The 21,720-nt window shown below is 60.2% G+C and carries 18 protein-coding genes and 6 pseudogenes; 12 read left to right on the plus strand and 12 right to left on the minus strand.

Annotated features, from left to right (window positions below):
* Positions 1-410: 410 nt before the first annotated feature.
* A complete protein-coding gene (locus NKH71_RS12895) occupies positions 411-1,334 on the plus strand; it encodes a glycoside hydrolase family protein (protein WP_023717098.1) in 924 nt (307 codons plus the stop codon).
* Between the two features lie 429 nt (positions 1,335-1,763).
* Here the strand turns inward: NKH71_RS12895 and NKH71_RS12900 are convergent, their stop codons facing one another.
* A complete protein-coding gene (locus NKH71_RS12900; RefSeq protein WP_352515867.1) occupies positions 1,764-2,690 on the minus strand; it encodes an ArsR/SmtB family transcription factor in 927 nt (308 codons plus the stop codon).
* A gap of 273 nt (positions 2,691-2,963) precedes the next feature.
* A complete protein-coding gene (locus tag NKH71_RS12905; protein WP_352895075.1) occupies positions 2,964-3,749 on the minus strand; it encodes an alpha/beta fold hydrolase in 786 nt (261 codons plus the stop codon).
* Between the two features lie 147 nt (positions 3,750-3,896).
* Between NKH71_RS12905 and NKH71_RS12910 the strand changes: the two genes are divergently transcribed.
* Positions 3,897-4,979: a sensor histidine kinase gene (locus NKH71_RS12910; RefSeq protein ID WP_352895076.1), complete on the plus strand. Its 1,083-nt coding sequence runs from the start codon at positions 3,897-3,899 to the stop codon at positions 4,977-4,979.
* Between the two features lie 186 nt (positions 4,980-5,165).
* On the opposite strand, the gene NKH71_RS12915 is transcribed toward NKH71_RS12910, so the two are convergent.
* Both NKH71_RS12915 and NKH71_RS12920 read right to left on the minus strand, forming a co-directional pair.
* Complete coding sequence (locus tag NKH71_RS12915; protein ID WP_023722557.1) at positions 5,166-5,516, minus strand: hypothetical protein; 351 nt, start codon at positions 5,514-5,516, stop codon at positions 5,166-5,168.
* Positions 5,517-5,532: 16 nt separating this feature from the next.
* Positions 5,533-6,120 (minus strand): PHB depolymerase family esterase, encoded by a 588-nt coding sequence (locus tag NKH71_RS12920; RefSeq protein WP_502900357.1) that lies wholly within the window; start codon positions 6,118-6,120, stop codon positions 5,533-5,535.
* A 647-nt stretch (positions 6,121-6,767) separates the two neighbouring features.
* Between NKH71_RS12920 and NKH71_RS12925 the strand changes: the two genes are divergently transcribed.
* Complete coding sequence (locus NKH71_RS12925; protein ID WP_245278762.1) at positions 6,768-7,121, plus strand: hypothetical protein; 354 nt, start codon at positions 6,768-6,770, stop codon at positions 7,119-7,121.
* A 187-nt stretch (positions 7,122-7,308) separates the two neighbouring features.
* Here the strand turns inward: NKH71_RS12925 and NKH71_RS12930 are convergent, their stop codons facing one another.
* A complete protein-coding gene (locus NKH71_RS12930) occupies positions 7,309-7,761 on the minus strand; it encodes a YidB family protein (RefSeq protein ID WP_023722560.1) in 453 nt (150 codons plus the stop codon).
* A gap of 342 nt (positions 7,762-8,103) precedes the next feature.
* Entirely contained in the window at positions 8,104-8,973 is an 870-nt protein-coding gene (locus NKH71_RS12935) for an MBL fold metallo-hydrolase (RefSeq protein WP_352846253.1), read from the minus strand.
* Positions 8,974-9,820: 847 nt separating this feature from the next.
* Between NKH71_RS12935 and NKH71_RS12940 the strand changes: the two genes are divergently transcribed.
* The 3 genes and pseudogenes from NKH71_RS12940 to NKH71_RS33465 form a co-directional block, all read left to right on the plus strand.
* On the plus strand, positions 9,821-10,075 hold the full coding sequence (locus NKH71_RS12940) for a DUF982 domain-containing protein (RefSeq protein ID WP_352484679.1): 255 nt from the start codon (positions 9,821-9,823) through the stop codon (positions 10,073-10,075).
* A 617-nt stretch (positions 10,076-10,692) separates the two neighbouring features.
* Positions 10,693-11,346, plus strand: a pseudogene (locus NKH71_RS12945) (IS110 family RNA-guided transposase); the annotation flags it as partial.
* Between the two features lie 24 nt (positions 11,347-11,370).
* Positions 11,371-11,575, plus strand: a pseudogene (locus NKH71_RS33465) (spore coat protein U domain-containing protein); the annotation flags it as partial.
* A 95-nt stretch (positions 11,576-11,670) separates the two neighbouring features.
* Here the strand turns inward: NKH71_RS33465 and NKH71_RS12955 are convergent.
* The 3 genes from NKH71_RS12955 to NKH71_RS12965 all read right to left on the minus strand — a co-directional run bounded on the left by NKH71_RS12955 (position 11,671) and on the right by NKH71_RS12965 (position 13,121).
* Positions 11,671-11,868: an RNase H family protein gene (locus NKH71_RS12955; protein WP_084643096.1), complete on the minus strand. Its 198-nt coding sequence runs from the start codon at positions 11,866-11,868 to the stop codon at positions 11,671-11,673.
* A 99-nt stretch (positions 11,869-11,967) separates the two neighbouring features.
* Complete coding sequence (locus NKH71_RS12960; protein ID WP_023722565.1) at positions 11,968-12,480, minus strand: DUF2231 domain-containing protein; 513 nt, start codon at positions 12,478-12,480, stop codon at positions 11,968-11,970.
* A 431-nt stretch (positions 12,481-12,911) separates the two neighbouring features.
* On the minus strand, positions 12,912-13,121 hold the full coding sequence (locus tag NKH71_RS12965) for a hypothetical protein (RefSeq protein ID WP_352895078.1): 210 nt from the start codon (positions 13,119-13,121) through the stop codon (positions 12,912-12,914).
* Between the two features lie 313 nt (positions 13,122-13,434).
* Here NKH71_RS12965 and NKH71_RS12970 point away from each other — a divergent pair, with 313 nt between their 5' ends.
* The 3 genes and pseudogenes from NKH71_RS12970 (at position 13,435) to NKH71_RS12980 (ending at position 15,378) form a co-directional block, all read left to right on the plus strand.
* Entirely contained in the window at positions 13,435-13,653 is a 219-nt protein-coding gene (locus NKH71_RS12970; RefSeq protein WP_023722567.1) for a KTSC domain-containing protein, read from the plus strand.
* A gap of 337 nt (positions 13,654-13,990) precedes the next feature.
* Positions 13,991-14,590 (plus strand): hypothetical protein, encoded by a 600-nt coding sequence (locus NKH71_RS12975; RefSeq protein ID WP_198030478.1) that lies wholly within the window; start codon positions 13,991-13,993, stop codon positions 14,588-14,590.
* Positions 14,515-15,378: pseudogene (locus tag NKH71_RS12980) on the plus strand (IS110 family transposase). The gene NKH71_RS12975 and the pseudogene NKH71_RS12980 overlap by 76 nt, the downstream one beginning before the upstream one ends.
* Before the next feature lie 344 nt (positions 15,379-15,722).
* Here NKH71_RS12980 and NKH71_RS12985 read toward each other — a convergent pair.
* Both NKH71_RS12985 and NKH71_RS12990 read right to left on the minus strand, forming a co-directional pair.
* The gene (locus NKH71_RS12985) at positions 15,723-16,325 is read right to left on the minus strand and encodes a DUF4142 domain-containing protein (RefSeq protein WP_352895080.1); all 603 of its coding nucleotides are present in this window, start codon (positions 16,323-16,325) and stop codon (positions 15,723-15,725) included.
* 56 nt (positions 16,326-16,381) lie between these two features.
* Positions 16,382-17,778: pseudogene (locus NKH71_RS12990) on the minus strand (cytochrome B6).
* A gap of 228 nt (positions 17,779-18,006) precedes the next feature.
* Between NKH71_RS12990 and NKH71_RS33470 the strand changes: the two are divergent.
* Positions 18,007-18,422, plus strand: a pseudogene (locus tag NKH71_RS33470) (DHA2 family efflux MFS transporter permease subunit); the annotation flags it as partial.
* Positions 18,418-18,833, plus strand: a pseudogene (locus NKH71_RS12995) (molybdopterin cofactor-binding domain-containing protein); the annotation flags it as partial. The pseudogenes NKH71_RS33470 and NKH71_RS12995, both read left to right, overlap by 5 nt.
* A 389-nt stretch (positions 18,834-19,222) precedes the next feature.
* Here the strand turns inward: NKH71_RS12995 and NKH71_RS13000 are convergent.
* Positions 19,223-19,474: an alpha/beta fold hydrolase gene (locus NKH71_RS13000; protein ID WP_352716372.1), complete on the minus strand. Its 252-nt coding sequence runs from the start codon at positions 19,472-19,474 to the stop codon at positions 19,223-19,225.
* Between the two features lie 554 nt (positions 19,475-20,028).
* Between NKH71_RS13000 and NKH71_RS13005 the strand changes: the two genes are divergently transcribed.
* The gene (locus NKH71_RS13005) at positions 20,029-21,615 is read left to right on the plus strand and encodes a serine hydrolase (protein WP_352895081.1); all 1,587 of its coding nucleotides are present in this window, start codon (positions 20,029-20,031) and stop codon (positions 21,613-21,615) included.
* Positions 21,616-21,720 lie beyond the last annotated feature (105 nt).

Consider the following 21,720-nt stretch of genomic DNA (forward strand, 5'->3'; position numbering starts at 1 on the left):
TTCGTTACAATTAGAAATTGCCTCGATTAACATACGTTAGTCGAGGCAGCTTCGAACGAAATTCGCAGCCATCTATATAACTTTCATCCCAGTAAGTTGTTCCATAGTTCCAAACTGTCTCGGGCGAGGCCAGCGGTCCGCTCCATTCCGGCCATGGCTCAAGAGAGAAGGTCAAGCCGAACGACCCTGCATCCGGCTGACATGATGGCCGCTCCAGAAGCTGAAGCCCCGCGCCGTGCGTGACCTCACCCAAAATGTGGCGCATTGCCACAGAACGGTTGAAATCGTTCAATCGTTCAACAACCGTTCATGGGCGGAGTTATAAATGAGGGCTGCGAATCGATTCGGCTGAGTCACGCAGACGGTCCAAATGAAAGGGGTCCGCGAAACAATCGCGGGAATGCTTGCGAATGAAGATCGACTTTGAAACCAACGTCTTTCCACTGTTTCACCCGCAGGCGGTGGATGATCTGAAGGACCCTTGTCCGGTGTTCGATGGCACGCTCTGGCACGTCTTCGGCTCCAGCGGCACCGTCACAACCGAGAGCTGGAAAATCCTCCACGCCACAGCGCCGGATCTTTATGGACCCTGGACAGAGCACGAGGCGATCGTTTTGCCGGTAACCGGATCGGGCATTGCGGCGCCCGGCGTCATTCATGAGTGCGGCGTCTTCCATATGTTCATCCAGACCGAATTCATGAAGTCCGGCGGACGGTGCGAGCACGCGGTCTCCAATGACGGCTTTCATTGGGTGGTGCTCAATCCGGCGATATTGTCGCTGCCCGACACCGATGAGGACGGCATCTACGATCCCCATCCGGCAATCGTCGACGGCAAGCGCTACATCGTCTATTCAGGCATGCCCAAATTCACCAGGGTGCCCCAGCCTGATGTCTATCTGGCGCGCAGCCAATCCGATTCCTGGTTCGGGCCATGGAAACGTCTCGGCAAAATACTCGATCATCTCGACGTGCCGCATCACAATGCGCGCGAACACCCGGATTACGAATGGGGGATCGAAGGCGCGCAGCTCGTCGAGCTCCCGGACGGTCGTGTGCTTCTTAACGCCACCTGCTTCCTCCCCGAAGGTCCGCGCGGCAGCCGGCAGCGCGTCTTCTTCGCCATCGCCGATGACGTCAAGGGTCCCTACGTTTCCGTTGGCCCCGTTCTCGACCCTGGTGAGCCCGGCGAGAATGGCCATTCGACCGTAATGATCGAAGGCCGGCAATTGACTTTGTTCTACCAGAGCAGACGCGAGACGACGAACCACCGCTGGCGATATGGCTTGGCCAAGTGCGACTTGGATCGGCACATACTTTCCAGAGTAGCCTAGAGAACGTGATCCAATCGTAGCCGCTGGGCTACCCACCTCGTCCAGGTCGCATTGCCGACGGACGCCGACAAAACCCAAGAAAGGCACAGATTAAGCTCGCTCATCACAATGGTGCTGCCAGTCGCCGTTTCGGATCAATGGTCGTCAAGCGATAACGGATGGGCTAGATGTCCCAGGCGGATGACGTAGGCAGTCGGCGAAGCCTGCGACGAGGCAGGTTGAGAGTATAAAATGGATCAAGGTAAGCTGGTCGTCAGATAATACATTTAAATTCTCTCTTCGAACTCCTCGGTGAGACCAGTCGTGCCAATCGGTTTCTCAGCGCCGGTGACAAGATAGCCGCAAGTCTGACCATTGGATGCGAGTTGGCTAGATGAAAGGAAGCAGCTGAAATTGGGTTCACTATTTTTCAAACCGGGATCGATGATATCAACCGGTTTTGATCCTGAGCAGGATGTCCTGATCGTAATTTCCAAAGCCCTTGCCGAAAATGTTGATCCCGCCAGGGCGCTTGGCGTCGTCCTTGACGCCGATACGGACGCGGATTGAATGATGGCTCTTCAGATCGAGTGCGGCGAGGCCGGTTTTGGAAATCCTGAGGCCGTCGACATAGGTGCCGTCACTGGCAATTCGCCAGTTCTTAAGCTTGCCGTATTGCGAACCCTTGAGTTTCCACCAGGACGGCGTGAAGACGCCGCGCTTGTCGCCGAAATCCCCCGGCGACGTCCAGGTGCCGACATCGACGCCATTGATCGTCAGCGTGATGTCCGAGGGCCAATCGGCGCTGGTGCCCGGCACTTCCGAAGACAGCTCTATCGCCACTTCGAGCTCGGTGATCTCGGCATTGGCGAGCTTGGCATTATTGGGAAACTGGTATTCGACAAAACCGCGGGTGAACCATAGAAGCCCGGCTTTCATGCGGTCCGGATCGAGAAAAGTGTTGGGAACATCGAGCAGACCGATTATGCCGTCCGGCGAACAAAGGCCGCAGGGCGCGGTAACCTCGAAGCCGGTGTAGAGCCCGATCGGCATCGACACTTCGATCGCGTCGTTCTTGACCGCACGATATTCGCTCTTGAACACGACGAGCACTTCTTCCGCCGTCGGATAACAGATTTTCTGACTGCCCTTCTTCGCTTTCAGGTGCTCGGTGCGGATCAGCCCCGCATCCTCCAGCACCTGGATGTTGGTCGAGACGGTCGACTGCGGCAGCGACAGCACGGCGGCGATTTCGTTGACATTCATCGGCCCCTTCTCATGCAGCAGTTTCAGCATCGAGATACGCGCCGAGGAGGCAAGCCCCTTGAGCACGGCAATGCCTTCCTCAGGTTCAATCACCAGAAAATTACGACCCATGAATTTGCCAGTCTATACTTGTGGAAGAAGCTATCGCCTCGCTAATTCGTGTTCTGTAAGCTTGCGTTGGTGGGCGGGACCGTTGCAACGGCGTCGAAGGAAACGCCGAGCCGGCAATTTGGTTACATGCAAGCGGCTCCACGTTCGGTACGCATTTGAAGCCACACCGCAACAAGGATGTTTGGCTCAGGTCTAAATTGTTTGCCGCGCAGCTCGGCAAGGCACGCATCGATTGCAGCAAGCCGCGAGTCGCACCGGTAGCGTTGCGGGGGGCTAGTCATGGGTGCGCCGCAATGCTTCATCGTTCGCTCCCGCCGTGGCGACCACTGTATGGATCATGGCAAGGACGGCTTGGGACGCGCTGTGGTGCACCATGTGACCGGAATTCTGCACGATATGAATCAGCGAACCTGGCACATCAGCATGAAGGCGGTGGGCCTGCCCCTTCGAATCGAGCAGGCGGTCACCATCGCCGGCTAGGATTCCGGCAGGCACCGATACCTCTTTATAGCTGGAGCGAAGCAGCGCCGACGGAACAAGTAAGCCCGATTCCGCTGAGGTGGACCGCAATTGCGAGGGACGGCTTGCAAGTTCCTTCATAGCCGAAGCGGAGACGGTCGACACTGCAGCCGGCCCAAATATCTTCGGCACTGCCAGCGGCCAAGTCAGCCTGACAAGGAGTGGCATAAATGTGTGACACAATGCGCTTCCAATGCGGCCGGGCTTTCGGCCCGCTTGTTGGTCTCGCGGATCGAAATGATGATCGAATACTGATTTGACGCGATGGTTGACCTCGCGCATCAGCATGCGAATACGATGCCCGGTTTCCCTCGGCGACGTGATGTCCCGGGCAATCTTCGATGATCTGCCTGGTTGCATTGCCCACAGGCGATTTCCGCTGTCGTGAACATACGATGTAGGCGAGTCGATATGGCTCGACCATCGCGTCAGCGCACGTCTGAAAAGGCCGGGGCAGGGCCGGGCCAAGATAGATAAGCTATCGTGATGCTCAGGTAGCTGGTTCAATTGGCCGGTGGTCATCTGCGTGATCGCATTCACGCTATGGTTCTCGGCCCGCATGAAGTCCAGCTGACTGGCGACTTGTTCCTCGAGGCCTATACGCGGCGCATGAAAATGCAGTGTCCAGCTTTGGCGATGGCGGGGGCGCTGGATTGTTGATATTGTACGCACGGAACAGGCGCGCAAATGACATCTGATTCAGAGAAGCCCGCGGCGGTCGAGCAGTTGCTGGATACACCTGAGCTTGCAACCGCACTGGAAAGCGAACAGTTCAAAAAATTCCTTGACCAGGTGCCGATCGCCATAGCCGTTTCCGACCTTGCCGCTGAGGAGCGTGTGGTCTACGCCAATCCCGAATTCGAGAAGCTCTCAGGCCTGATGGCCGCCAGGCTCACCCGGGAAAACTGGGCAGCCCTTTTGGGCAAAGGCCTCCACGAGCAGAAGGACCGGCCGCTTGCCGAGGCCGTGGTCGAGGGAACCGATTTAGTCGGCACCTACAGGCTGGAACGCAACGAGGATAAGCCGACGATCGTCGACGTTTATTCCAACGTGATCGAGGACGACAACCGCAAGATGTGCTTCCGGCTGGTGGCGCTGGTCGACGTATCGGCCCATGGCGAGGCGGGAGATGAGCGCTCGGTGGAGGAGCGTGTCAGCGAGAAAGACACGCTGCTACGCGAACTGCAGCACCGGGTAAAGAACAACCTGCAGATGATCACTGCACTGATCCGGCTGGAAAGCCGCAACGCAACCGAGGCCGACCGGAGACGGTTTGAGCGGCTCGCCGGTCGCGTCGACGCTCTGGCGATCCTCTACCAGACGCTAACGGCCGACGAGCCGAAGGAGGAGGTCGATCTTGGCGTCTATCTCAGCCAGATCGCGTCCGCGGTGATGAGTTCGCACGCAGTCGAGGGGATCCGCCTGGATATGAAGGTGGATACATATCCCGTGTCAATAAACGTCGCCATGCCGGCGGGACTGGTCGTGAACGAATTGCTGACCAATTCACTAAAGCATGCGTTCCGGGGACGCGACGGCGGCACGATAACGCTGCACAGCATCGTCAATGGCGACGGCTGCCGGGTTATAGTGGCGGACGACGGAATCGGCCTGCCGGAAGGCGAGACGTGGCCCAAGCCAGGCAAGCTCGGAGCGCTGATCGCGCGCTCGCTGACCGAGAACGCCAAGGCGCAGTTCGCAGTCGACTCTAGCGCTAGCAAAGGGACGAAGGTGACCATCATCTTCAAACGATCGGCGGCAGCAAGCTGAAAAATTGCCGTCGAACATACTGCACTGGGTTGCGTTCATATCGCGGCCTTGAACAGTGTGCTTGCAAATAGGCCCGAGGTCTTCGAGACGGCTTCCATCACGCGGTCCAAATTTCCCGGTCGAAGGGCCGCATTATTATTGGCGGGGAAGCAGGGACGACGTGTGGGGGCGGTGCGCTCGCTTGGGTTAGCGCATAAGGCCCGCTGTCCGAAGGGCGTGCTCGATGAGGTTCTTCACGCCCGGCTGGCCCGATGCGTTAGTACGCGGGGACTGGAGGGTGGCGGTTGACTCCGAGGACGCCGTCTTCGCCTTTTCCATAGCTGGTATCTCCAAACGGGATGGCACGTGCTGGCGAGCAGGCAACTCTGGCCTCGATGTCGTGGAGACACCCTTCTCCGTTACCAAGATGCCCCAGAACCGCGCGATCTCCTGAGTGGAAGAGATGCCGACATCAAGCATAAAGGGTCCCGGAGCGCCGAGGCCGTTGCCGAGCGGTGTACCGTGGCCCATCCCAGCGATCATGTTGACCTCGATCAAGACTTCTCCCGCGCCATCACGCCAAACTTGCTTTGCGTGCTGGCCGGCAGCCTAAAGATGCGTTAGCGCTTTTGCCCGATGGACCTCCCGCCAGTGGCTCGCGAGCGCTTCGGCGTTGGAAGGCGAAACCGTCTGGTCGGCGGTGCCGTGGCAAATTGAGATCTTCGGCCACGGTCCTCGATGATGCGACGCGCCGCGGAGTTCGTTGCAGATCCTGTTCCGACGGGCCGCCATGTCCACGCATTCTATCGAACGCGTCCGGTGTGTCGTTGCGCTGCCGTAGGGCAGGCCGGCAATATCGCACAGCCTTCCAAATACTTCCGGATATGTCGCCAGCATGGCCGCTGCCATTGCGCCTCCAGCCGAAAAGCCCGTGGTCGATACCGTGGGTGACGACCATCGTCTTGATCATCTGGCGGATCGAAAGCGCCTCGCCCGAACCGCGCTTGGCGTCGTCAGGCTGGAACCATTTGAAACAGAGGCTTGGATTGTTGCCGCGTTGCTGCTCGTGAAAGAGCAGGGCGAACCCGGTTTCGTCCGAAAGTCGCGACCATCCGGAGTGACGGTTGTACGCTGCCGCAGTCTGGGTGCAGCCATGCAGCATGACGACGAGCGGAGCGCCTTTGGGCAGTTCATCGGGAAGATAAAACGTGGCCCCCAACGCGCCGGGTTTGGTACCGAACTCGGCCAGCGTCTGCAGATGGTTCGACCCGCTACGTTTGGGAGTATGTGACGCATATCGCGCTTACAACGCGGCGATACATGCGACGTATCGGATTTTTTTCGCAATCGAGCCGCCTCCGGTTGTGATGCCCGAATGGACCTCGATCCGCGCAACGCATACGCAGCAATATCGCTGCCGCATTGCACAATAGCAAGGTAGGTGGGGAGACAAAGTCCGGCCGAGCCCTGGAGCTGGGCTTGGAGGAAACCTGATGGTGGGCAGACCGCTTCCTTGTCGCGGTGCCGCTTGCCGCCCTGCGCTGCCGCTGCGATGGCGATGTATTCTGGGCGTAGCAGTTCAACAGACGCTTTGTCGGCCGACGCGCTTGCCGCAACCGCCCCGCCAAGACAAACCAAGTGGGGCGGACGGTGGCGCACTCCGGAGGTCTACGGGAACATGACACGACAGTGACCGGCGAGCTTCGCAAGGCGTGCCTCCGTTGCCGCATGCTTCACTTAACGCGGAGCACCCGACTTCTGCCCCATCTCCCGGCCGCCTTCTCAGATCGTGTGGGGCTGGAGATCTCGATGAACGGGATGCGGTCCATGACGGATACTCCCCGCTCCGATGCTACACCGAAACTCGATCCAGAACAGCTGCAGCTGCGGGCCTCGCCTCGCCGCGCTGTGCGCTTCAAGCGCAGCATTATTGTCGCCATTGCAGCTGTTGCTTCCGGCACCGTTCTAGGCGTCACCATGATGGCGCTGCAGGGACCGGCGCTGCGCATCAAAGAGCAGGCTGACGAGCTTTACAACACTGAGCGGAAGCCAACCACGGAGGCAATTGAAAGGCTGTCTAAGGACTATTCCGGGATCAAGCCCAAGCCCCCGATGCTTGGACCACCGCTGCCCCGCGACCTCGGCCGCCCCACTCGCTACTGACGGCGCGCTCGCGAGCGGCTTCGTAACCGCCGAGCTACACCACCTGATGGGACACGACCGACGAGCCTTCCCAAGGCCGGTAACTTGCGGCTGGCGGGCTGTCCAACTGGGTGCGTCCGAGCAATTGGATTCCCCGGTGTAGAGTACTGGATCTCGCCTTGGCCGGCTGCATTCCTGGCTGCGTCCCCTACGATACATTGTCGAGCAGGGTCGACTTATCCAAGCCTTGTGTCGGCTCAGGCGGCCATTCACCATTCGGCGTCATCTCGTTGACTGTCTCGGGTAGATCCCGCGCAATCCTTCTGATTAGCTCGTCGCGCGAAAGACCCGTGTGCATCAAAATGGACGTGAGTGTACCTTCGTCCATTGCCGCTTCGACGTCCCTTGGCTCGATCGGTTGGTTTGGCCCGCTGCCAACCCACGAGTCGACCTTCGATCCTGCCCCCACCTCCCTGAACCGGTCGAGGATCTCACCAAGGTCAGCCCTCGACACGCCATTCGTTATCTGAGCCAGAATTCTGCGTTGCGGGTCGTTTGGGTTAAGATACCCCGCTCCCGGAATCAATTCACAGAGCTTGTCGCGATTTTGGTATGCCAGAACGCCAAGCATGGCGATCGCCAATCTTCCCAGATTTGCCATTTGGTCTCCTCCACGGTTGAGCGAATCGAAGCCAAGTCTCGGCGGATGCCGACGCGTGTGGGCTCGAACAACTTCTTGCCGGTCGGCTCGCCGGCGGAGAGGGCGCGTCCTCGGGTACTCTTTTCCATCTGACGTCTTCTCCTGACGCAGAACTTCGGGGCGCTTGGCCGCTGTCGCCTGCGCCGATCGAACGCCCTAACCCGGCGCCTTCCGGGTTTGTTCCGCTTGTCAGAGTTTGTCGGCGACGGTAGGGGGCACGACCCGACGGGTAACTCTACCGGCTCGAGAAATAGAGTCTGCCCAACTTGACCATACTTCAGAACGACGGCGGCTCGGTTAGCCTCAGCTACCTTGGACTGCCGCCGGCTCGCGCACAAATTTCAATTTCGGCGGGACGGCGAACACCCTGAACCGCTCAGCCAGGCTGTCAAGAGCGTGACGCATGCCCACTCCCGCAGCAGCCGCACCGTGTCCACTGATGACCATCTGCGGGTTCAGGGCAGCCAGGTGCTTCACGGATCTTTCCGCCGCATCCCAGTCCGGCGTGAAGTAGCGCGGCGGACCGTGCATCTCAAGATCCTGAACGGCGACCTCATAGACTGACTCCTGACCGGTGGTGATGAAAGCGTCCCCTACGATCAGCGAACGGTCCTTCTCGCGCCAGAGCGAGATATGCCCAGGCGCGTGCCCGGGTGTGTGTAACCATCGCCATCCGGGCATTCCGGGGATCGATCCGTCGGCAGGTAAGAGTTCCAAACGGTTGCCAAGATCAATTGGCCCGCGTGGAAAAAGCGGCGACAGCAGCGCCATCAGTCCACCCCCGACCCAGGGATCGGGTGGCGGATAGGATGCGGTTCCGTCCAAATAGGAGTGCTCGAGTGGATGCGCGAAGACAGGCACGTCCCATTTATTTGCGAGGTCTAGAACCGTTCCCACATGGTCGAAATGGCCGTGGGTCAGGATGATCGCGGCCGGCCGTGCGTTCGTGCCAAACCGCCTTTCCGCGACCGCAAGAATGCTGCTGCGGGACGTCGGCAACCCGGTATCGATCAGCACCCAGTTCCGATCTCCGCTGCCCGGTGCGCCGAAGAACACGACATTGACGATTGCTAGCCGCAAATAGCCCAAGTCCGGTGCGATGCTCCAAGCGCCGTCGCCACGATCCTCGCGCCTGGCGTGGTCGATCTCGGAAAGTCGAATCTGAACGGTCATGTGATCCCGTGCCTCTCTTGTTGCTGAGCAGCCGCTCGAGTCGATCGGCGGTGGTACATCGCCCCGAACTTGGCACGGCCCCCCTTGTTCCTCATTCGCCCCCAGCTCCGGACGGTCCACCACAGGAACAAGGCTCGACCAATCGGTTCGGCATTACCCGGCCACGCAAGGACGAGCTGGACTGAGCAACGAAGATGGCGCGCGCCCGATTGGATGCGGTATTTCGCCAACGCGGTTCCCGGTCCTAACAAGGCGGCCGAGTTCGAAGCCGACTGCTGAAAGGAGACTTCGAATGAGCGAAGTGGGGCGCAGGGACGAGCACCAGGTGGAGGCTCCGGTTCCGCAAGCTTCGCGCTTCGCCAGTTTTTTCATGGCAGGCTTTGAGTGCTCCTCGCACCGGCGCAAGGACGGGGTTCGCCTCGATCTTATTCGTGCGACCTCGCATAATTTGCATGCCCTGGGCGCCTACCGCGGCTGCGCCGAACTCGGCCTTCGCACCATCCGCGACGGACCGTGGCGACACCGTCTCGATCAAAGCGGCACTACGCGAAGCTCGGGAGACTGCGCCTTATTTGGTGCCCTCCGACGAAGAACTAACCGAGGCGATCGTCGAGGCAGCAACTGCCATGGGCCTCTGCGTGGCTTTCGACTGTCGCGAGTAGCTGTCAGCCAACTTCAGCCGCTGTGGCATCGCAATGGAAGCGCGCCGTCCTGCGCCATTTTCACCAGTCAGAGGTAATCCGCAATTACCTTCGCAACCTGCTAACTCTGCATGTAGAACGGGAACTGCGGGCTGAGCAAAGGTATTTGCTGGAGGAACTTGATAAGGTCGACAAAGAGTGACCGCATGGCTCTCCACTGGTTCAACCCTCCGGTCCCCGTCAAGACCGAGCGTCCCGGGATCATCCACAACGTCAACAACGCCGAGACAGCCGGCGAGGAGCTGATGAAGTGGACCAAGCGTGGCCCCTGCTGGGACCTCGCGGTGCGCGTTTGCATGGCCGTGATTTTCGACGAGATGGAACCTGAGGAGGCCCGCAAGGCGTTCCTGGCTGCTGCAAAAGAGGAGGGGACATTACTCCCCCCAATGACAACTAGCTAAATTGGATGCGGTATAAGGTTCTAGGTGTCTCTGACCAAAACCGCCTTCGCGAAAGGAGCCCGCCGCCAGCAAGGGGAGGCGACGGACCCCCCTACAGCGGCTGCACATCCACGAAGAATCCCGCTGCAACCTCTAAACCTGCGAGGGCCTACATCGTTCCCTTAGCTGCGGCTAAAGCGGGGTTGGTCAGCGGGCTCTTGCCGCTCTAAGTTCCCCCTTATGGGTCCTCTCTGGTTCTCTCCACCGGTCTACGTGAAGACGAAACGTCCGGGCATTCGCAATGGGGTCAGCCACGTCGAGGGAGCCGCCGAGGAACTCATGGGTGGGACACAAAGGGCCCGAAGTGGACCAAGGTGGTCCAATCCTGCGTGGACGCGTTCGAGGACAGAGTCTTCCCCCAAGAGGTCGTCAGCCTTTGAGGCGGCTGCCAAGGAGGCCAACGTGTATCGTTTTTTGCCGACTCTGCTATGAAGGCAGGTGCGGTGGCGGACGGGAGACCGACCCCTCTTTGGGCCTTTGAGCCCGTGACAGAGCAAGGGTCTTCGTCCGCCGTTCCATCGAACCCGAACAGTCGCCTGGGCCGCAAGCGAAGCCCGATTAGGCAAGGATGGGACAAGATGGAAATCATTGTTGGCATCGACCTTTCCAAGGATCGGCTCGACGTGCATGTTTTGCCGTCCGGCGAGGCGTTCTCGGTGGAGAATGACCACGCCGGGGTGGAGGATCTGGTTCGGCGGCTGGCAGCCCTTTCGCCGGCCGTTGTCGGATTGGAGTCGACAGGCAGCTTCGAGAGACTGGCGGTCGCCGCCTTGGCAGGCGCCGGCCTGGCGATTGTTGTGGTCAATCCGGCGCAGGTGCGCGCCTATGCCAATGCACTCGGCAAGCGGGCCAAGACCGACCCGATCGATGCTGCCGTCATTGCCGCTTTCATCGCTGCGACCAAGCCGCAATTGCGGCCCTTGCGCGACGCCGAAACCGAGACCCTGGCCGAGCTCGTCGCCCGCCGGCGTCAGATCGTGCAGATGATTGTGGCGGAGGACAACCGTGCTCGCACGGTCATCGCGAAACAGGCGCAAAAGAGCATCCACCGGCTGCTCGTCGCGCTTCGGCGTGAGCTGGCAAGCCTCGATGCGGGCATGGACGATCATATCCGCAAGTCCCCAGTCTGGCGGGTCAACGAAAAGCTGCTTTCCTCCGTGCCGGGTGTCGGTCCTGTCGTTGCCCGCAGCCTGATCGCCGAAATGCCGGAACTGGGCAGCCTCGACCGCCGGTTCACCCCCGCAGCCGCAAATGTCAAAGGGGGCGGAACCTTGACTTACGGGCTCTACAAGGACATTGCCCGAACTCAGCCTTGGGGTGATGCGTCGATGGCTGGCAGCATGGTGACGGGAACTGGCACCGGACACCCCAGCCTTGACCGTTTATGGCCGGGTGCCTCCGCAGGCCATGCCGTCGGCCGGTGTTTACACCGACACTGTCGTCGTCACAGTCACTTACTGAGTGGGACACGATGCGGCCCGGGGAGCGATGTTTACTTGGGCAGCCTGGCTAAAGCAACAATGGACGCGAACGCCAATCCGACAGCAATGAGCATTTTATGAGAACCTAGCCGACCGAGCAGCTTCATTGGCTAACCGGTCGACCTCCTCGTTCAATGGATCGCCATTGTGGCCACGCACCCGTTCCCAGGTGATATCGCGGCCGGCAACGAGGGCTTCCAGTTCCTCCCACAGGCTACGGTTTAGAACTGGCTTGCGTTGAGCCTTGCGCCAGCCCTTGGCTCTGCAACTCAAAACTCATGGTGTCTCCCTGGTATTTGACGAATCCCAAAGACACGAAACAACGCCGGTGACCACGACGACGGCTCCCGGCAGGTCGGCCATTCGTCAACCCTATCGGGATAGTTCCGGGCGGGAGTTGACGTCCTCACCCTCTTCGGGATGGACGCCTACCCTGTGTTCGTAGACAAGCGTCCCGCCTTTCCAGCCGGTATAAAGGAGCAGCAGAACGACAATCGTCGACAGCGCCAGGCCCCAGGGCAAGGCGCCCTCGGCGGCACCGGCGCTTAGGCGCAGGATGAAGCTGGCCAGCGCCAGCACCACGGCCACGACGTTGCCGACCATATGGTGCCACGCGGCATTGATGGACCGCACCCTTGAATTTCCAAGAAAATCGGCAAAGCCGGCCAGCGCCGCGGCGGCGCTCATCAACAGGGCAAAGCCGAGCAGCCAGAAGGATGCTTCGGCCCAGAATGCATTGCCGGTCGACCAAAACACTAAATCCGACAGGAATACCGACACGAGCAATGCGATCGGGAAAGGGATCAGCATGGGGTGAATCGGATGGCTGCCGATCTTTGCGGTGGTTGCAACGCCCAGCAGATGATTTGCGCGATCGTCAGCCATGCCCAACAACGTTGAAGGCGGCCCGGGGGTTCCAGACCGGCGCGAACAGCAGCAATCAGTCGCTATCGAAAGTTGTTCTCAGCGGCGCGATGCGCAGGATGAAAACCTTCGACTTAAATATTCCGAGCCGCGCAGCCGAACCGCCATTCGGCCTCGGCGGCCTTGGAAATGCCGATCCTGCGGCCTGTCAGAACTTGCTGCGTTCGCGCGGTGGGTCTCGACGATGACGCCGCCGACGCCGTGGAAAAGGGCGGGCCGCTGGGCTTACAAGCCGATACGTCTTCCCGTCGGTCTGTCCTGGTGCGGGCAAAGGCCCGACGGCGGTACATTCAACGTTTCTAGATTGACGAGCGCACGCCCGCAAACGCCAAAAAGCCAGGCGCACCTTCGCGGCGGGATCTGGCCCGCCACACAATGGCGGAGCCAACTCCCTAGCGCGCCAGCGGTAGTTTCGACGTTGAAACAAGTTCTTCCTCGTGTGTAATTCCAGCGGTGTAGTTTGCAAGGATACAAGACGCCAGCGCTTCGCGCCGCTGTTCAGATTGACCTTCGAACTTGAGCCGATCGAACACGCGGCCCAGCAACGCGAGTTCGGATGGATTGAAGACGCCTGCCTCTTCAGCTTTTCGGTGGATCGGCATGTGTCCCTCCCACGCCGGATGAGTATGCTGCGCAACTAATCCCATTTGGCTGACGCCTGAGCGGCAATGTCATGGGCGGCTTCTTCGAGACCAGCCGCATTGTTAGTATTGACGCTCGCGCTTTCTCAGAAATCCAACGTGCGCGTGATGCCGAAAGGTGCAGCTACCTTTTTGTGTATCTCGATTGGGAACACGGGACCGCCGCGAAAGTTCGGTGCACGCAGCGAACCCTCCCCTCCAGGTATTGCTGCAGATCGGTATCCCGATCGGCCCGCGCTCCCCGCAAGGGCGCGGGCCTCGGCCTGTGGTGCTCATGCCATCTACTTCGATCCGCAAGATGGAATATGATCTGGATAGAAGGACCCTCTCGGTGTGGTTCGTCGCCAGCGGTAAACGGTACGAGTTTGAGGGGGTACCGCCGGAAACCTTTGCCGCGTTCCGGGCCGCGTTCGCCAAGGGCCGCTATTTCAACGACCACATCCGCAACAATTTCCGCTACCGTCTGGTTGCGAGCGATAGCGACCCGGGATGACCTGACCTGCCGGCGGGTCAATCGTCCTGTCGCTCCAACCGGCGGTTGGTGGACGCGTTGCCGCTGTTGCGCTTAGGGTTGGTTACGGTCCGCGCTCACTTGGCAAGCCCAACCCCCCCGCATCCCCCCGCCTGGTGCAAAGCGTTTGATCGGTCCCGCCGTTCTGGCAGTGCGGCGGGACTTTTTGCGGTCCAGGTGGAACATCGGCGCGCGGGGAAGGCGCGGTGCACGCAGCACCCTTTTCTCATCCAACGTACGTCGCTGGCGCTGAAGGGTCTCAACGTCGGTTTGCCGCCGGAGCTCAACTAGTGGACTATTGCTCGACCGGAAGCGGCTCGTGCTGCGGCTCAGCGTGGTGGAACACCTGTCCAAGATCGCGCGCGTCGAACGTTTGGCCGCAGACTGGGCAGTAGATAAAGTGCTTCGATTCGTCCTCTACCGGCCCGTCATGCGGCCTGCCCTTATAGCCTGTGGCGATGTTGTCGGTTCTAATCCGGGGCATCGACAAGTGCCTTTGGTCGTTTTGGCGGCCGATATTTCTCGCTTGTCACGGTCGACCGTGACTAGTGGCCCGAGGTCGACCGTCGGTGTCCTCGTCGATGCGCGTGACCTCGCCTTTCAGGTCAATTTGCTGGCCTCGGTTCACCTTGGTGTGGTCGATGATGGAATGTGGGAACTCGTAACCTGGGATAGAGACGCTTACGCGGTCCTCTGTTATCCGCCTTCGAACCGTGGCAGTAATCGCCACTTGGTCACCAATGCCTATTCCCCGAGCCATGCCATGGATTCTGGTGCGGGCAGTGTCTTCTTCAAGAGGCTTCTAATATACGCCAGCCATCCTAAGGCTGAAGCAATGTCGGATTGGATGTGTCGCAGCGAGAGACCAGCGTTTGCGTCGACGATGATGCTGGAAGGCCTATCTTCCAAGGGAAGGTGAAGTCCGATCCGGGAGCACTGACCGAGTTGCTCCGCAAACGGGCACCTCACGCCGAGCGCATCCGATTCGAGACGGGCCATGTCCAGCTGGCTCTGGCATGAGCTCAAGCGGGTCGGATTGCCGGTCGTCTGCATTGATGCTCGGCATGCGAAGGCGGCACTTCAGTTCGAATGAACAAAAGTGATGAGAACGATGCCCGCGGCCTGGCCGAGCTGGTTCACGTCGGTTGGTATCGGGAAGTGAAGGTCAAAAGCGCGGAGAGTCAGGCCACCAGATCCATGCTCGTCGCACGGTCAAGACTTGTTGAGATCCGGCGCGATCTCGAAAACCAGACACGGTCCATGCTGAAGGAATACGGGCTGCAGTTCAGTCGATCGATTGGGTCACAGTTCCGGCGAAAGGTTTGGGAGCTGGTTGCTGACGGGCATCCGCTTCGGTCGTTGGTTCAGGCCCTTCTATCTGTCCACGAGCAGGTCTGCTGTGAACAGGAGAAGCTCGATCGGCAAGTCCGGCATCTCGCTCGTGAAGACGACGGCGAAACGGATATCAATGGCCGCGTCTCACGCTGGGGCGATCGACTGTTGCGAACCTATCTCTACGAAGCAGCCAGTGTCCTCCTGCACCGGACGAAGAAATGGTCCACGCTGAAAGCCTGGGGGATGCGTCTGTCGAGGCGGATCGGCTTGAAGAAGGCAAAGGTGGCGGTCGCACGGAAGATCGCGGTTCTGCTTCATTGCATTTGGGTCGACGGCACCAGCTTCGAGTGGGGCAGCGAAAAGATGGCGTAACAGATCCGCACTCGATCCCAATCGCGGGCCCTTTGCGGAACTCGTGATGTCCCCCGCCGGGACGGTGGTTGCGGCGACCTCGGTCAAACGGCTGACAGCAGTTCATCTGCATCTCGTTGGAAACGTTGAGGCGCCCGACCCGAACATCATCATGAGGCACTCGACCTCGGAAAGGACCATGACCCCGGCGATGGCAGTGCGAGATCCGGATTGACAACCACCCGCAATTAAAGGGCCGTTTGACAGGCGGAGCTCGCCGAATGGCCACAACAGCTAAGATTGACGCGTTTGGCGGCTCGCGTGCAATCGTAAGCACTGTTCACGTTGCAGATGTGGCCGGCAGTTTACTTGCTCTTTTGCGCTTCCGCTGCGAGCAAGGCTTGTCCCGCCAGTTCCGCGTGCAGCGTGCGCGCCATATCGAGGTGCTCGAGCACCTTTGGTAGGTTGTCTGAGGCGAAGTGCTGGAGCTCTGGATCTTCGCCGGAGCCAATCTCCCAAGCCAGAAGCTGCGCTGTTTTCTGGTGGTCGAGGATCTGCGCAGCCAGATAAGCAAGATCGAACGCGACGCCGTCCTGCTTTTCGAGATCAGCGCGGATTTTCTTATGATCAGGGTCGAGCTCTTCGGGAAGCGGAATCTCGCTCTTGTCCGCGACGGATTTCAGCTGTTCATTTGCCTCGTCGTGATCTTCGACCATTCGATTTGCAAATGCGCTCACCCCATCATGGCTTGTCTTTTCGGCCGCGAGCCGACCCAGTTCCACCTCGGCCCTGCCGCCAGCCGTGACCAGCTGGGCGAAAAGCCGATCCTGATAATTCGTCTGGTTCGGCGCTGGAACTCCGGGCTTCTCCATCCTCGTGTCGGGAGCAAGGCCGGCCGGATTGCCGATCTGCGCCATCGCACAACAAGGCGACAGCCCCACGGCGAAGGTGATTGCGGCAGCACGCATGAGTGTCCTCCATTCCGCGCCGAAGGCGGGCCCCCGGCAGCGGCTCTTTCGCTCGTTCAGAGAGTGAGCAGGTAAGCCACGAGTGAATCCTTTTCCGGCTGGTCAAGCTTCGTTCCGAGCACCAAGTTGAAGAACTCAACGGTATCGCCAAGCGTCATTAGGCGGCCGTCATGCAGATAGGGCGGAGAATCCTTGATCCCGCGCAGTGTGAAGGTCTTTATCGGCCCATCCGGTATGGCGACCTGGTCGTTGAAGGTCTCGCCGATCTTGTAGAACCGCTCGAGCTTCAGGTCGTGCATGTTGTTGTCCATGAATGACAACCCTGGAACATGACACTCGGCGCAGCGGCCCTTGCCCATGAACACCTGCTCGCCCTTGAGCTCCTGCGCACTTGCGGTGGCCGGGTCAAGCCGCCCGAACGGGTCGAGCTTCGGCGCCGGCGGAAAATCGATGATATTCTGCATCCCGCCATCATCGCCACCTGGTTCGTGCGGTCGGGCAGATTCACCCCTTTGCGGGTGGCGCTCACGTGATCGCCGTTGAAGTAGGCGGTGCGCTGCTCGAATTCCGTGAAGTCCTCGACTGAGCGCAGCGAGCGCTTGGAGCCATGAATCTGCTGATTGAACAGGCCGCGTAGGCTGGTTGTGTCGAGCCGAAAGCGCTCGGCTTGTGGCCGGACGTCCGGCGTCAGGTGAAAGGCTGCGTTGGTATGGAAATTCGCATGGCAGTCGAGGCATGCCACACCCATGCTTTGCATCGCGACCTTTCTGTCCTCGGTCTGATTGAATTCCTCCTGCGGGAAGGGCGTCAGCAGCAGACGCAGTCCTTCCATTTGTACGGGTGTGATGATGCCGTTCATATATTCGTAGAAGTTGCGGATCGTCAGCAGATCACCGCGCGACACATCCCCCAGTTCGGGATGCGTGGTGAGGAATATCGGAGGTGGAAATTCCGGCGTAAGATAGTCGGGCAGGTCGAAATCGACGTCGAAGCGCCGCAGATCGCGCCCTTCATCGGCGCCGATCTCTCTGATCTGGTTTTCCGGAAAGACCTGGCCTCCGGTCGCCTGCTTGACGTGCGGGAGCGGCAGGAAGCCGTTCGGCAACAAACCACGGTCGCGGATTTCTTGGGGAGTCTTGGCGGCCAGGCTGTCCCAGGTCTCGCCTGCCGGGAGTTTGACCCTGACGCCCTCCTGCACCACTTTCCGGCCGCCCGACATCATGACGCCCCGCATCGGCCGGTCCGCCAGGTTGTAACGGCTTTCGAGCAACTTGCGCTGCCGCTCGATCACGGCGGGTTTTTGCGCTTCGTCATTCTCCTTCACCGCAGAAAAGGGCAGGCTTGGCAATGGACGATAGGTCAGATCTGGCGGCAGCGGATCGGAAGCAGCGGTAAGCGTGACCGCGGCGGCGCCAAGCAGCGCCGGCAAGCCAAGGTTGAAGACACGTGACATATCCCCTCCCAAGATTATGAAAGTCTCAATACGAACAGACCGCCCCAACTCCCACGTGCGATGTTTGTTCCCGTGACTCCAACCAAACCGGACCGCGTCGTTGATGAGCTCGGGCGAGCCGCCGTGATACTAAGACGACTGGAATTGCAGAGCGGTAATCCTCCTTGACCAAGGCCAACGCAACGGCTGGTTCGTGTCGAGCTTCATCACGACGTTTGCAGTCATTTCTGGGATATTGGCCGCGGCGATCCGACCGTCGAAATACGCCTGCTGTTCACTCGCCAATTTGGTGCATGTTTCTTGGTTATGATGGCAGTCGGCGCCGTCATGTTCAGCACAACGCAGATCATGCCACAGCTGCAACAAACGGCATTGGCCTACACAGGGGACGCTGTCGGGCCTCTCGATAATGCCGGGCGGCATCGCCATGCTGCGGGTATGTGGTGGCTACGTTCGCCCTATGGCATATGACGTCGCTCACCCCGACGCCAGCTACTACTTTTTGCCTTTTGGGCGCGTCTTCCTGATGATCGGACTGCGTTCCTGATCATCCCTATTTCGACCGCGGCTTACGTCGGTCTCCCTGCGCAAAGACCAATCAGGCGTCAGCGCTGATCAACGTCGCCCGCAACATCGGCGGCTCGCGCCTCGATTTCGCTGGTGGCGGCGGAGGAACTCGGTATCCCCTATGCGCAGGTCAAGGCGGTGGTCGCTGATACCTCCAGCCTCGGCTACAACGATATGACGGACGGCAGCCGCGGCGCCTTCTCGTCTTCGATCGCGGCGATCTCCGCCGCCCGCAGCGCCATCAAGATCCTGCGGGACCGCGCCACGCAGACGTGGGACATCCCGGTCGACGACCTGGCCTGGGAAAAGGGCCACGCGATCGCCAGGGGCGCGACGCACGGCAACCTTTCGCCGCTGTCGCTGGAGGACGCCGCGTCGGGGAGACCGGCGGACCGATCGCCGGCCACAGTGAGCTCGTCGCCCACGGCGCCGGCGTCTCCTTCGCCAGCCACATCTGCCATATCGAGGTGGATTCCGAGACCGGCTCGTGGCCTGCGGCTCGGTCGTCCTCGTCATGTTGTCGGTCTATGCCTAACCCGGCCCTGTAGTCCTCGATCACGCCGTGGACCGTCGCCGGATCGTGGATCGAGGCGAGAAATCAGCGTAAGCCTCCGCGCCCATCTCCGCGGGATCACCGCCGTATCATGCGTCTGGATTGGCAAGGATAGCCTGCTCCGGCTTTTCAGGCTGAGCGAAGAAGAACCAATGCCACCAAGCCGATGCGAACCGAGCGTCACATCGCGCCAGCGCATGCCGATCGGAATGGCTTGCCGGCTGACGGATGCCGGATGATCCATTGCTGTCCGAAATGCGGTGTACGCCCCACGGTCCTGACCCGCAAGTCCGAAGCGATCGAAGCCCAGATAGTACATAAGGGCTAAGCAATCGCGGGCATTGGACCTTTAGACGAGCCCGAATGGTCAGGCATGTCAAAGGGCTTGGCCGAAACCGCGAAGATCAGGCAAATTACGGTGTATTCCTCAGCCAAAATCGGCGCCACGCGATGCCAAGTGGCATGGGTGCGAGGATGACCGTGCAGCATCAGAAGCGGTGGGCCCCTTCCACCAACCCGCACTCTGAGCGTCGCTTCCGGAAGTTTGATCTGCTCCAGCGAGAAACCTTCAAACATGCAACTCCCTCCATTCGCAACATTTGCCAAACGTGTAAACGGAGAGGCAGTTCAATGTCGGCTTCCGCGGGATGTGAACTTGCCACGTATTTCCGAGAAGAGGTCGTGAGCCGAATGGCGGCTTTAACTGGTCCCGCGGCAATAACCGGACGGACAGCAAACGGGCCCCCTGCCGCAGGCAAGATCGGTGAAGACGAAGCGTCCCGGCCCCTCGGCCATCGGACCCCATGCAGCAGGCCATAGGGCCTCGCGATGGGCCATATAATTGGCTTCGATGACTTTCTGGTTTGCCGCCAGCCCGTTGGCGAACAACTCCTGATTGGATGCCATTTGCCGCCCGGCCTTGGAACTTGACGTTCTCCCGCGCAGTCCCATCCAATTGCCGCCCGGGTAGGTAACGCGGATACTTCGCCAGGTCCCGAAATCACATGCGCGCAGCCGCCGTCTTTGTCTGATCTTTGGACTTAAACATATCAGTAGAAAATAACCGTAACCATCTTTCATCTTGCCGCGTATGGTCCGATCATCTGCCGGTGCAAGTTTGAGGACATGCAATGAAGAAGGCCGCTGCTCTCCTGGTACTTTCCCTCGTTACCATGCTGCCCGCAATGGCAGCCGCGCAGTCCTACGTGCCGGAGCTTGGGCCGTCGCCGCCGCAGGATGCTATGCAGCTGTATCCCGGCGGTGTCGAGAAGGCTGTGGCCGCCCTGTCGGACATCGTCAAGAAAGTCAAGGAAGCATCCGACGTTCCCGGCTTCGCCGTGGCGGTGGTGCAGGGCGGCAAAATGATCTTTGACGAAGGCTATGGCCTTCGCGACAACCGGGACGACACTTCTAGGGTCAGCAGCACTACCATTTTCCAGGTCGCCTCGGTGTCGAAATCGATCTCGGCCACGGTGGCCGCCATCGCCATGACGAAGGACCACAGCTTCGACTGGGATACCGCGGTCGGCAAGGTCTGGGACGGCTTCCGCCTCAATCTCGACTATGTCTCGGGCAACGCCACCATCGGCGATTTCTTCGCCCATCGCTCGGGCCTGCCAATGGCGGCGGGCGATGAGCTCGAGGATCTCGGCTTCCAGCGCAAGCAGATCGTCGGCGGCCTGTGGATGGTGCCGCTCGATCCCTTCCGCATCTCCTATCACTACGCCAATTTCGGCACGACGATCGGCGCCGAGGCAGTGGCCCACGCCGAGAAACAGCCTTGGGAGCCGCTGGCCAAGAGCCTGTTGTTCGATCCGCTCGGTATGCGCTCGAGCAGCTATCGGCACGAGGACTTCATGGCCGCCGGCAAGAACCGCGCCCTGCTGCATGCCCGCGTGGCGGAGAATGTGTTCGAGCCGCTCTATGACCGCGATCCCGACCAGCAGGCGCCGGCGGGCGGCGTCTCCTCCAGCGTCCAGGATCTTGCCAAGTGGATGATCCTGCTGCTTGGCGACGGCACCTATAACGGCCAGCCCATGATCGACCCGAAGATCCTGCAGCCCGCCATCACACCGCAGAGCGTGACCTACCGCGGCGAGACGCCCGATACGCGGGCCAGCTCCTATGGCTATGGCTTCAATGTGGGGGTGAACGCCAATGGGCGCACCACCATGGGCCATTCCGGCGGCTTCCTGCTCGGCGCCGGCACCACCTTCCAGATCTTGCCCTCGGCCGACGTCGGCATCGTCGTGCTCACCAACGGCTCCCCCGTCGGCGCCGCCGAGGCGGTCGCCGCCAGCTTCATGGACATCGTGCAATATGGCCAGATCACCCGCGACTGGTATCCCTACATGAAGCCGCGGTTCATGGGCTACTACAAGCCGGTGGGCGACCTCGCCGGCAAGGTCAAGCCGACGAACCCCGCCAAGGCGCGCAGTCCATCCTTCTACGAGGGCCAATATACGAGCAACTATTTCGACACCGCCACCGTGCGGGCCGATGGCGACAAGCTGATGCTCGAACTCGGCCCCAAGCCCATGCAGTTCACGCTCGAGCACTGGGACGGCGACACCTACGCCCTCACGCCCCGCGGAGAGAACGCGCCGACCGGCTCGCTGTCATCGGTGAAGTTCGTCGGTTCCCCCGGCGGCATTCGCGCGCGGGTGATAACGGTGGACTATCTGAATGAGAACGAGTTGGGGCATTTTCAGAGGTAGGGGGTGAAGGCGTCGAGTGCTTCATACACCCCATGCCGTCGGTCGACCTCACGCTTCAAAGCCTCGTGGGCGCTCGCCAGACAGAGCCGCAGTGTCTTAAAAAGC

This window comes from Mesorhizobium sp. M0983, from assembly GCF_040318975.1.
Taxonomy (GTDB): Bacteria; Pseudomonadota; Alphaproteobacteria; order Rhizobiales; family Rhizobiaceae; genus Mesorhizobium.

Bases quoted from the DNA above. Each gene is read 5' to 3' on its own strand.
- NKH71_RS12895 (WP_023717098.1), top strand. From the start codon at position 411: ATGAAGATCGACTTTGAAACCAACGTCTTTCCACTGTTTCACCCGCAG.
- NKH71_RS12900 (WP_352515867.1), bottom strand. From the start codon at position 2,690: ATGGGTCGTAATTTTCTGGTGATTGAACCTGAGGAAGGCATTGCCGTG.
- NKH71_RS12910 (WP_352895076.1), top strand. From the start codon at position 3,897: ATGACATCTGATTCAGAGAAGCCCGCGGCGGTCGAGCAGTTGCTGGAT.
- NKH71_RS12920 (WP_502900357.1), bottom strand. From the start codon at position 6,120: ATGCTGCATGGCTGCACCCAGACTGCGGCAGCGTACAACCGTCACTCC.
- NKH71_RS12925 (WP_245278762.1), top strand. From the start codon at position 6,768: ATGAACGGGATGCGGTCCATGACGGATACTCCCCGCTCCGATGCTACA.
- NKH71_RS12930 (WP_023722560.1), bottom strand. From the start codon at position 7,761: ATGGCAAATCTGGGAAGATTGGCGATCGCCATGCTTGGCGTTCTGGCA.
- NKH71_RS12935 (WP_352846253.1), bottom strand. From the start codon at position 8,973: ATGACCGTTCAGATTCGACTTTCCGAGATCGACCACGCCAGGCGCGAG.
- NKH71_RS12940 (WP_352484679.1), top strand. From the start codon at position 9,821: ATGGCTCTCCACTGGTTCAACCCTCCGGTCCCCGTCAAGACCGAGCGT.
- NKH71_RS12960 (WP_023722565.1), bottom strand. From the start codon at position 12,480: ATGGCTGACGATCGCGCAAATCATCTGCTGGGCGTTGCAACCACCGCA.
- NKH71_RS12965 (WP_352895078.1), bottom strand. From the start codon at position 13,121: ATGCCGATCCACCGAAAAGCTGAAGAGGCAGGCGTCTTCAATCCATCC.
- NKH71_RS12970 (WP_023722567.1), top strand. From the start codon at position 13,435: ATGCCATCTACTTCGATCCGCAAGATGGAATATGATCTGGATAGAAGG.
- NKH71_RS12985 (WP_352895080.1), bottom strand. From the start codon at position 16,325: ATGCGTGCTGCCGCAATCACCTTCGCCGTGGGGCTGTCGCCTTGTTGT.
- NKH71_RS13000 (WP_352716372.1), bottom strand. From the start codon at position 19,474: ATGTTTGAAGGTTTCTCGCTGGAGCAGATCAAACTTCCGGAAGCGACG.
- NKH71_RS13005 (WP_352895081.1), top strand. From the start codon at position 20,029: ATGAAGAAGGCCGCTGCTCTCCTGGTACTTTCCCTCGTTACCATGCTG.